The sequence below is a fragment of the Microvirga sp. P5_D2 genome (assembly GCF_054049475.1).
Genome location: NZ_JBFUMH010000188.1, coordinates 1 through 8,851, shown reverse-complemented (window position 1 = coordinate 8,851; position 8,851 = coordinate 1). Strand labels below are relative to the sequence as shown.

Genomic DNA, 8,851 nt, shown 5'->3' with positions numbered 1-8,851 from the left:
ACTAAGGGCTGCACCATCTCCTTCGTCAACGCTCGGGAAGAGCACGGCATCCTGCTCGATGAGGTGGATCACTATGACGTTCCTCTGAAGTTGAATGTGAAGCGCCACCGGCTGTTTGACCTCTTGGCTGATCTCGGCCGCATGGTTCTGGATTTGGGCAAGGATGCTCTCGCAGGACTGGCTTTCCTGGGCGAGTTCATGACCGCCACAGGGCACGTTGTCGCAGAACCGCGGCGGCTTCGCGGAACCGCGCTGGTCAATCAGCTCGACCTCATTGTCTTGCGGGGCGTTCCGATCATGGCGCTGATCTCCTTCCTGGTCGGGGGCATCATTGCGCAGCAAGGGATCTTCCAGTTGCGCCAGTTCGGGGCGGGTGCCTTCGTGGTCGACCTCGTCGGCATCCTCGTCCTACGCGAGCTTGGCGTTCTGCTCACGGCGATCATGATCGCAGGCCGCTCCGGGTCCGCTTTCACGGCTGAACTGGGCTCGATGAAAATGCGGGAGGAGATCGATGCGATCAGGGTCATGGGGCTGGATCCGATGGAAGTGCTGATCATCCCCCGCCTGTTCGCGCTGATCGTTGGCCTTCCGATGCTGACCTTCCTGTCGGACCTGTCCGCGCTGACCGGCGGCGGGCTGGTTGCGTGGCTCTATGAAGGGATTGCCCCTCACGTCTTCATGTCACGCCTGCAGGATGCGATTGCCCTCAACACGTTCCTGGTCGGCATGATCAAAGCGCCTTTCATGGCCCTGATCATTGGCCTGATCGCCTCCGTTGAAGGATTCGCCGTTCAGGGATCAGCCGAATCCCTGGGGCGGCATGTCACGTCATCGGTCGTGAAGGCGATCTTCATGGTGATCGTTGCCGACGGTCTGTTCGCCATGTTCTTTGCGGCCATCAAATACTGACGGCAAGTGACAGTCTGCCGTCATGGAATGACCTTGCTTGGTGGTGCTGGTGAGATGATGCCCGATTCCGTATGGCACGAGAGCTCGGGCGGCGGCGCTGCTCTTTTTACCGATCTCTATGAACTGACGATGCTACGCGCTTACAGCGAACTCGCCATGAGCGATATTGCCGTGTTCGACCTGTTCTTCCGCAAGCTGCCACCACAGCGGAACTATCTTCTGGCCTGCGGCCTCAATCCCTTTCTCGAGGATCTGGAAAATCTCGCCTTCAGCGAGAGAGATCTCGCTTACCTGTCTTCGCACACCCTGTTTCCCCAAACGTTCATCGACCGGCTCAGGGGCTTCCGGTTTGCCGGCGACGTATCTGCGGTTCCGGAGGGAACACCGGTCTTTCCGAACGAGCCGATCCTTGAAATCACCGCACCCGTCGGCCAGGCGCAGATTATCGAGACGATGGTTTTGAACCAGATTGGTCTCCGGACTATCCTGGCCTCCAAGGCGGCTCGGATCGTTGAAGCCGCCCAGGGGCGGCCCGTCGTCGACTTCGGCGGACGGCGCGCGCAGGGGCTGGATGCCGCCATTAAAGGCGCAAGGGCTTTCTTTATCGCAGGCGCTGCTGCAACCTCGAACCTCGCGGCCGGGCAGCGCTGGGGTATACCGGTGGCGGGGACCATGGCTCACAGCTTTGTTCAGGCCTGCGCGTCCGAGGCTGACGCCTTCCGGAATTTCGCTAGGGTGTTCCCCGAAACCATTCTGCTCGTCGACACCTACGACACGCTGGACGGGGTACGGCGGGTCGTCGAGCTTGCCAAGGAACTCGGACCCGCCTGCCGCCTTCGAGGCGTGCGGTTGGACTCGGGCGACCTAGCGGAACTGGCCAAGGGGACGAGGTCCACCCTTGATGCAGCGGGACTGCAGGGCCTCCAGATCTTTGCCAGCGGCGGGCTTGATGAACACAGGATCGCCGACCTCCTCGCAACAGGGGCCCCGATCGATGCCTTCGGGGTCGGAACCAGCATGAGCGTTTCCGAGGATGCCCCTGCCCTCGATATAGCTTATAAACTGGTCGAGTACGCTGGCCTTGGCCGAATGAAGCTCTCGGCGGGTAAGCGCACCCTGCCGGGCCGCAAGCAGATCTTCCGCGCGCAGCACAACGGCTTGGCCCAAGGCGACGTGATCGCCCGTGGTCACGAGCATTTGGCTGGCTCCCCTCTCCTGCAGCCTGTGATGATTGGCGGACGGCGTGTCGCACCGGTCCCCTCCTTGGTGGAGATCCGGGAGCACACCCGACGCTCGATTGAGCAATTGCCCAAGAACCTTCGCATGCTCGAAGCATCGACCTCACCTTACCCGCTCCGAGTCAGTGATGATCTTCAGGAATACGATCAGGAGGTTCGGCGCAAGATCATGGCCTCGTCGGAGCCTGAATAGAGCCCACATGTTTTTGCGGTTTGGGTCGAACTGTGGTGTCATGGCAGCGAAGCAAGCGCGCGCTCCGCCAAGTCGAGATACTGCCTTGCCTGCGGAACCCATTTCTGAGGTTCGCGCGGAACTGGATCCAGGAGATGCGCCAGTGAAAGTCTTGCCCGTAAAATCGCATGGAGAGCGGTGTAGGCGCCAAGGAGGTCGTGCGGAATCGTGTCTCCCATGATCGCCGCGACACGCTCGATCAGTGCCCGGCCGAACCATGCGGCATTCAGATGAGCGCACTCCATGCCAAGGAATGTGAGTTCGTCATAAGGGTCGACCAACCGCAAGTCTTGGTTGAATTCGAGGCAGTCGAAGATAACGATGGGGTCCGTCAGACAGACATGCTCCGGTCGCAGATCACCATGACCGTCGACAATGCAGCCGGATTGCGCCCGCTCCTGCAGCCGAGGGCGGATCCTCCTGAGAGCCGCCTCAAGCTGGTCGAGAAGCGCCGACACCCTGGATTGGTCCGGCCACAGATCAGAGCATAGAAGCACGGCCCGGTTCTCGGCCGTTTCGCGTGTGAAGTGCCGGAAGGGCATATCGGGATCGACCGGGGGGCGCTCGGCGCGCCGGTAGAAATCTGCCAGAACCTGGGCGAGGCGGCTGATATCCTCCTCGTCCACGCGCCCTTCCTTCAGGCGGACGTCGAGCATGCAATCAGCAGGGAGACGCTGCATCTCAACGATCCAGTCCACGATCTCCCCTTCTCCTCTCAGGGCCATTGCACCTGGAGCGGAACAGGTCAGGGGGACAACACCCCGATAGACACCGGGCGCAAGCCGGCGGTTCAATCGCGTCTCCTCACGACAGTATCGTTCGCGGGCCTCCAAGGTTGAAAAGTCAAGATAAGAATAGCGAACGGGTTTCTTCAGCTTGAACACCCTCTCGCCCGCGAGAAAAACCCAGGACATGTGGGTCTCCTTGGCACTGACGTGGTCCGGCCGATGAGGATAAGACGATGGTCTGCTGAGGAAATGGACCTTCGCCTCAAGTGTCGGTGCGGTTGCGCAAGTGAGGCTGAGCATGTGTGTCGCGCCGGATCGGATCGTCATGACAATGTCGCACGAGATGAAGGTGCCAGCCAGCCGCCAATTTTCCATGATCATTGTCAATGTCTTGGTCCGCCGAAGCAGCTAGTTTTGAGCAATAGTAGTGCCGCAGAACGCCCCTCGATTGGAAAAAGTCGAAGATGTGGTCACGCTTTGGCCCCTTCACTGAGGCGAGGAAGCTTGCTGAAGGTATGCTCCCTTAGTCGGGCGCACATCAAATCTCTGGCATACGTGCTCCCTCCTGCGAGGTGAATCATGACAACCTTCGCAATGACAGACCCAGCTCTTCGAAGGCTCTTCGAGCGATTGGATTTTGCCCCGCAACCAAAGGACGAGGCTCTCTCGTGGCTGGTTGACTATTGGAAAGAGAAGCGCAGCGGTCGTGTCGCACCGACACTCCGGGAGGTTGCCGTATCCGATTTGGGCGAGGCCGCCGCGAACGCGTTCGTCCTCCAATTCGATCCTCAAGGAGATGCGCCGGTCCTGATGTTCGGTGGCGTAGCGTTCGAGACCCTGATGGGGGCGTGCGATCCTGGCGTTGTTGTTCTGGCCAAAGCACCACGGCGACGCGGGGCTGTCAGGCTTCGGCGGCTTTCCGAGCTTGTGCGGCGGTGTGCCGAACCCCTCCTGGCAGAGTTTGAGACGAGTGCGACCGATCACCCTCGGGTGAGGGTCGAAATGGTTGTCGCGCCGCTTTCGCGCGACGGCCAAGCCATAGACGGCCTATTCGGCGGCTTGGCGCTTCGGCCGATACGTGCTGAAGGTCCGACCAGGGCACGGACTCCGCTCGCCGCTAAACCGACCAAAGACCAACCGCTGCTGTTCGCATTGAAGTCAGCGGTGGATCTTGGGGAGCGCATCGCTCACCATTGGGGCCAACCGCTTCAGCCCCATGAGGAGCGCGATTTCGAAGATGGTGAACATAAGGCCAGGCCTCTCGTCGACGTGCGCCGCAGGGATGTCTATGTGGTCGCTGGTCTCCATGGAAGTGCCCATCAGAGCGTCAACGACAGGCTCTGTCGCCTGCTCTTCTTCGTGGGAGCGCTGAAGGATGCAGGCGCAGTCCGCGTCAACGTCGTTGCCCCCTATCTCTGTTACGCCCGCAAGGACCGACAGACCAAACCGTCCGATCCCATCACGACGCGCTACATTGGCCAGCTTTTTGAGGCGGTCGGAGCCGATCGGCTCGTGACCATGGAGGTTCACAACCTCGCCGCATTTCAGAATGCATTCCGCTGCAGCACGACCCACTTGGACGCCTACCCAGTGTTCGGCCGCCATATCGCTGCCATGGCCGGCAACACCCCGCTTGCTGTCGTGTCGCCGGACATTGGCGGAGCCAAGCGAGCCGAACGCTTTCGGCAGACGCTGGAGGATCTCGTCGGCCGCCGGGTTTCCAAGGGCCTCGCTGACAAGCAACGCAGCATGGGCCAGGTTTCAGGCGATCTCTTCGCAGGGGATATCTCCGGCTGTATGGTGGTTATTCTGGATGATCTCATCAGCACAGGCATGACGATGGCGCGGGTTGCGCAGCAGTGCCGCGAGCACGGTGCGAGGCGGGTGATCGTCGCCGCGACGCATGGCGTCGGTGGAGCGGCCGCACTTTCCAACCTGAGCCAGCCGGCAATCGACGGAGTGCTCCTGGCGAACACGATCCCTCAGACACCTGAGTTCGTGGCCGCCCTTGCCGATCGCCTGACAATCCTCGACGTGTCGACAATCGTTGCGCGGGCGCTCAACGGCACGGATCTGGCCGATCATCGCCGTCCTCCTAGTCGCGCGGAGTGGTGACGATGCTCGTCGACGAACAAATCGAAACCATCCGGTTTCTTGAGAGGCTCCTCGGGGAGCGCTCGCCTGTGGAGGTCATGACAACGCATGCCTCGATGATCTTCCTGACAGAGGACAGGGCGTACAAATTGAAGCGCGCGGTTCGCTTTCCCTATCTTGACTACTCGACCGCGCAGCAGAGGCACACAGCCTGCCAAGCGGAGTTGAGCCTCAACCGTCGTACCGCCCCGGAGATCTACATCGGTGTCCACACCATCACGCGAGAGGCAGATGGACAACTGGCGCTGGACGGCGCGGGACCATTGATCGATGCCTTGGTCGAAATGTATCGGTTCGATCAGGAATGCCTATTGGACCGCATGGCTCAGCAGGGCTCCCTCACGTCTCCCATCATGGCCGACCTCGCCCATCGCATTGCCGTCTTCCACCACGATGCGGCCATCAGCCTGGAGCATGGCGGGGTCAAGGGCATTGCGGGCGTCCTTGAGATCAATGAGAGATCGCTCCGCGCCACAGGGCTGGTTCCAGACGATGTCGCCACCACGTTCTCCAAAAACTTCCGGCAGGCTCTCGAACATCACTCGGACGTGCTCGAACGCCGCCGCCTGTCAGGCAAGGTCCGGCGTTGCCACGGCGACCTCATCCTTCGCAACATTTTTCTGTGGCATGGCACCCCGACCCTGTTCGACTGTCTTGAATTCGACGAGAACCTCGCGACCATCGACGTGCTGTACGACCTGGCCTTCCTCCTGATGGATCTGTGGCACCGGAACCAGCACCAGCTGGCAAACACTTTGCTGAACCGGTATCTCGACGAGGCGGATGAAACGGATGGGCTCAGACTTATCCCGTTCTTCATGGCCATCCGTGCGGCGGTTCGCGCCCATGTCACGGCAGCTCAAGCGGAGCATGCATCCCTGGACACGGTCACGGGCCTGCTCTCCGAGGCCCGGCAGTATTTCGATCTCGCCGCATCGTTGCTGAAGCCCGCGCCGCCTGCCCTTGTCGCCATCGGAGGGTTGAGCGGAACCGGCAAGTCGACCATCGCCTTTCTTGTGGCTCCGTATTTGGGACAAGTTCCCGGGGCCCGCATTCTGAACAGCGATCGCATCCGAAAACACCTGCATGGAGTGCCGGTCCAGTCCCGGCTGCCGGAGGGTGCCTATCGACCGGAGGTGTCCGAGCAGGTTTATGTCATCTTGCGACAGGAGGCTGGACGTGCGTTGCACGTGGGTTCCGCAGTCATCGCCGATGCCGTCTTTGACCGGCCCCAGGAGCGCGAGAAGCTTGCGCAGCTCGCGGTTGGGAGCCACATTCCCTTCACGGGCTACTGGCTCCTGGCCCCGATGGAGGTGCTGACATCGCGCGTTGCGGCCCGCCAGAAGGATCCGTCCGATGCGACAGCGGACGTTGTCCTCATGCAGGCCGCGCGCGATTGTGGGGAGATTGATTGGGTCCGCCTCGATGCCTCACAGGAGCCCGCCGCTATCAAGGCCGACATTCTCCAGCATCAGGGCATCGGCAGTATGGCATCCTTATCCCAGGACACCCTGAGGCCACCGGAGGCGATGAAGCCTTCGTGACGAAAGCCTGATTCTGTTTTGCCATACCGCAACCCGCTCCCGCTTCGGTCGACGACCTGCCCTCCCGCCGCCGTGAGGATCGCATCACCAGCGGCCGTATCCCACTCGTGCGTCGGGCCCAGGCGTACGTAGAGGTCAGCGCTCCCCTCGGCGATCCGGCAGAACTTCAGCGACGATCCCATGGGCCTGCGATCAAGGAGGGTGATTTGGGCCAGGAAAGCCTCCGTGGCCGGATCACTGTGGGAGCGGCTGACCAGTGCAGAAAGCCCGCCCGAGAGAGGGGAGCGAACCTTGACGGGCGGTGCCCGGATTTCCTGCCCGATTTCGCTCCCGGGAGCGATGTCGAGCCTGAAGCTTTCTGCGCCGGAATACCAGAGCTGCTCGAGAGCCGGCGCGTAGACGGCGCCCGCAATGGGCCGGCCCTTCGCGATCACCGCGATGTTGATCGTGAATTCATCCCGCTTCGCGATGAACTCCCGGGTCCCGTCCAGCGGGTCAACCAGCACGAAGGGATCGTCCGCCACGAGCTGGTGGGTTTCCGTCTGCTCCTCCGAGATCACCGGAACCTCGGGCAGCAGGATACGGAGCTCCCTCAGGATCACCTTCTCGGCGGCCAGATCCGCTTCGGTCACCGGAGACGCATCGCTCTTGGTCCTCACGGAGGTTCCCGTCCGGAAGAGGTCGAGCACAGGCTGCCCGGCGGCGACAGCAATCCGCCCGAGAGCCAAGCCCAAGGCGTTCCGTTCCGCCGGGTCTGTGGGCAGGGCCGCACCTGAAGACCGCGCCGAGTGATCGTACATGGAGAGAGCCTTAAGGCCCGTTCGAGCCTTCGTCGTAGAGCTTCGGCCGGAGAGCATGTTCTTCTTCGATAGCCTTGTCGACAACATCGATGGCATCCTGGATAATCCTGAGATCCGCCGCGTAGTCGGTCGAGACTCGGTCCATCGACGCGATATCATCAAGCAGGCTGCGTCTTCGCACCACGAGCCGCTCCCGAGCGGTCCTAGCGGTCTCAACCGGATCAGAGCTCATCGACAGCATCCGTTCTGCAGGACTCAAGAGACATCAAGGGCCAAATCCGCAACCGCTCAATCCAACCCCTGTCGTTGGCTTTCACTCGATGACGAGCCGGTTCTCGACCGACTTGACACCTGGGGCGGACCATGCGGCATGGGAAATGACATATTGCTCGTGCAGGTCGTGAACCTTGCCCTCCAGAGTGACCTTGTCGTCATGGACCATCACCTTGATCGACTCGGCTTCCGTCTCGGCGCTGCGCCTGAGTGCATCCAGGATCTTCTGCCTGACATCAACTGCCTGTACAGCAGGCTTGATCTCGATGAGATTTAAGACACTGATTACGCCGGACAGCTTGCGAACGTCCGCCTCAGCCGCCGCGCGCTGATACTGCCACTCGACCTCACCGGCCAGCGTCACCCATCCTCGTTGTACCTTCACCTGGATTTTATCTTCAGGCACTTGATCGTCCCAAGCAAAGACATCAAGAACCCGCTTTGCAATCTCGTCATCGGATAGTTTCTTGTCGGTTGGGAAGCGAACCTCCAGCTCCTGCGCGATCGCCCGGACACCCTTGACCCTTCGGACCGAATCCTCAACGGCAACTTTCTGCATGTAGCTTCCTACACGGCCGCTTAAGGTGACGACGCCGTTTTCGACACTAACGCCGATATGAGTGGCATCGACACTTGGATCAAAGTCGAGTTCGTCCAGAACCGATTGACGAAGGGTCTTGTCGTCCATGTCTCGCCTCCTTTAGTCCCTGGCAAATGACTGTTCATAACACTAGAGCATCGGACTGGAAATTAGACTCCTGGGTTTTGGCCTGGTGCGATCTGTGATTCACTTGCTGGAACGGGAGGTGGATCATGGGTCACTGCTATTCTCTCGATCTTCGGGTGCGCGTCGCCGACTTTGTCGAGGCGGGCCATTCCTGCCGGGCGGCGGCAGGGCACTTTGCCGTCAGCGAGAGCTTCGCCATCAGGCTGGTGCGGCGAACCCGGGACACCGGCTCGCCGGCACCGGACC

Annotated in this window: 9 protein-coding genes; 5 read left to right on the top strand and 4 right to left on the bottom strand. The window is 61.0% G+C overall.

Features of this window, described 5'->3' with window-relative positions; genetic code table 11:
* Together ACXJKO_RS27130 and ACXJKO_RS27125 are read left to right on the top strand one after the other, a co-directional pair.
* Positions 1-909, top strand: a 909-nt coding sequence (locus tag ACXJKO_RS27130; protein ID WP_457094157.1) for an MlaE family ABC transporter permease, incomplete at its 5' end; no start/stop codon positions are given.
* 57 nt (positions 910-966) lie between these two features.
* A complete protein-coding gene (locus ACXJKO_RS27125; protein WP_457094156.1) occupies positions 967-2,340 on the top strand; it encodes a nicotinate phosphoribosyltransferase in 1,374 nt (457 codons plus the stop codon).
* A gap of 38 nt (positions 2,341-2,378) precedes the next feature.
* On the opposite strand, the gene ACXJKO_RS27120 is transcribed toward ACXJKO_RS27125, so the two are convergent.
* Positions 2,379-3,293 carry a hypothetical protein gene (locus ACXJKO_RS27120; RefSeq protein ID WP_457094155.1) on the bottom strand — a complete coding sequence of 305 codons (915 nt, stop codon included), beginning with the start codon at positions 3,291-3,293 and terminating at the stop codon, positions 2,379-2,381.
* A gap of 393 nt (positions 3,294-3,686) precedes the next feature.
* Between ACXJKO_RS27120 and prs the strand changes: the two genes are divergently transcribed.
* Both prs and ACXJKO_RS27110 read left to right on the top strand, forming a co-directional pair.
* Positions 3,687-5,222, top strand: coding sequence for a ribose-phosphate diphosphokinase (gene prs / locus ACXJKO_RS27115; protein WP_457094154.1), 1,536 nt, complete (start codon positions 3,687-3,689; stop codon positions 5,220-5,222).
* 2 nt (positions 5,223-5,224) lie between these two features.
* Positions 5,225-6,805, top strand: coding sequence for a bifunctional aminoglycoside phosphotransferase/ATP-binding protein (locus tag ACXJKO_RS27110; protein WP_457094153.1), 1,581 nt, complete (start codon positions 5,225-5,227; stop codon positions 6,803-6,805).
* Here the strand turns inward: ACXJKO_RS27110 and cysQ are convergent.
* The 3 genes from cysQ to ACXJKO_RS27095 all read right to left on the bottom strand — a co-directional run bounded on the left by cysQ (position 6,733) and on the right by ACXJKO_RS27095 (position 8,566).
* Positions 6,733-7,605, bottom strand: coding sequence for a 3'(2'),5'-bisphosphate nucleotidase CysQ (gene cysQ, locus ACXJKO_RS27105; RefSeq protein ID WP_457094152.1), 873 nt, complete (start codon positions 7,603-7,605; stop codon positions 6,733-6,735). The genes ACXJKO_RS27110 and cysQ overlap by 73 nt on opposite strands.
* A gap of 10 nt (positions 7,606-7,615) precedes the next feature.
* Entirely contained in the window at positions 7,616-7,837 is a 222-nt protein-coding gene (locus ACXJKO_RS27100; RefSeq protein WP_457094151.1) for a hypothetical protein, read from the bottom strand.
* A gap of 81 nt (positions 7,838-7,918) precedes the next feature.
* The gene (locus ACXJKO_RS27095; protein WP_457094150.1) at positions 7,919-8,566 is read right to left on the bottom strand and encodes a BON domain-containing protein; all 648 of its coding nucleotides are present in this window, start codon (positions 8,564-8,566) and stop codon (positions 7,919-7,921) included.
* 125 nt (positions 8,567-8,691) lie between these two features.
* Here ACXJKO_RS27095 and ACXJKO_RS27090 point away from each other — a divergent pair.
* The coding region (locus tag ACXJKO_RS27090) for an IS630 transposase-related protein (RefSeq protein WP_457094158.1) at positions 8,692-8,851 on the top strand (160 nt) is incomplete at its 3' end.